This is a genomic window from Micrococcus sp. LASM2_SD2 (assembly GCF_057364565.1).
The window spans coordinates 1-1,271 of the sequence record NZ_JBNFOB010000386.1 but is presented as its reverse complement, the minus strand read 5'-3'; the positions used below and the strand labels follow the sequence as shown (position 1 = coordinate 1,271).

Below are 1,271 nucleotides of genomic sequence, written 5' to 3'. Positions count from 1 at the left end.
CGAGGGGACGGACGCGACCGGGGCGGGGGCGCCGTCGTCGGGAAGACGGGAGGCCTCGGACACGGTCAGTCCCGCGGCGGGGTCCAGGTGAGCACCCGACGGGTGCGGGAGGAGCCGGTGGGCAGCGCACGGACCACGGCGCCGCGCTGCCGGACGGTCCCGGTGGTGGGAGCGGGCACGGCGGTGCGTCCGGTGCGTCGCTCACGCTCGCGGGTCTCACCGTCGCCGTAGCGGGCGGAGACGTCGCCGCCGGCGCCCACGGTGAACACGCGGGCCAGGCGCGAGCCCTGATGCAGGCGGTCCACCTGACCGGCCAGCTCGGCCACCGTGTCCTGCAGCTGCTCGACCTCGCGCTGCAGGTCCACGATCCGGCGGATCCCCTCGAGGGACACCCCCTCGCGGGACAGGGCCTGCACGGTGCGCAGCCGGTCCACGTCCGCACGCGAGTAGCGGCGCTGACGGCCTCCCTGCCGCTGCGGCACCACCAGGCCGAGGCGGTCATACTGGCGCAGCGTCTGCGGATGCATGTCCGACATCTCGGCGGCGGCGGAGATCACGAACACCGGGGCCGTCCAGTCCGCCCCACGGTGCGCGGCCGCCCGGGCCGCACTCGCGGTGCGGTCCCGGGCGCCGTCGCCTCGTGCGTCGGTCACCAGGAGGCCTTCCGGGCCAGGTCGGCACGCACGTCCGTGCCCTCGGTGGCCTTCGCGTAGGCCTCGACGGCCTCACGCGCCTCGTCCGAGAGCTGCTCGGGCACGGCCACCTGCAGCTCCACGAACAGGTCCCCAGCCTTCTTCTTCGCCGGGACGCCGCGGCCCTTCAGGCGCAGCACCTTGCCCGAGCTCGAGCCGGCCGGGACCTTCACCCGGACCTCCCCGTCCAGGGTGGGGACGGCCACGGTGGCGCCGAGCGCCGCCTCCGCGAAGGTGACCGGCACGGTGATGCGCAGGTCGTCGCCGTCGCGGTGGAAGAACGGGTGCTCGCGCACCTGCACGGTGACCATCAGGTCGCCGCGGCCGGCGGTGCCGTGGGAGCCCTTGCCGCGGGCCCGCACCTTCTGACCGTCACGGATGCCAGCCGGGATGCGCACATCGATCGTCTCGCCGTCGGCCGCACGCAGGGACACGGTGGTGCCCTGCATTGCGCCGCGGAACGAGATGGTCGTGGTGGCGGTCCGGTCCGCGCCCCTTGGACGGGGGACGGCTGGCCGGAAGCCGGGCTGGCCGCCGAAGCCGCCGAAGCCGCCGCCCGGGGCGCCCCGAAAACCGCCC

2 protein-coding genes are annotated in these 1,271 nt (G+C 75.6%); both read right to left on the bottom strand.

Annotation, left to right across the window (positions count from 1 at the left end; genetic code table 11):
* Positions 1–65: 65 nt before the first annotated feature.
* Complete coding sequence (locus AC2W7A_RS12585) at positions 66–653, bottom strand: heat shock protein transcriptional repressor HspR (RefSeq protein ID WP_485991631.1); 588 nt, start codon at positions 651–653, stop codon at positions 66–68.
* Positions 650–1,271 (bottom strand): J domain-containing protein (locus AC2W7A_RS12580; RefSeq protein WP_485991630.1); only part of this gene is annotated, 622 nt, incomplete at its 5' end. The genes AC2W7A_RS12585 and AC2W7A_RS12580, both read right to left, overlap by 4 nt.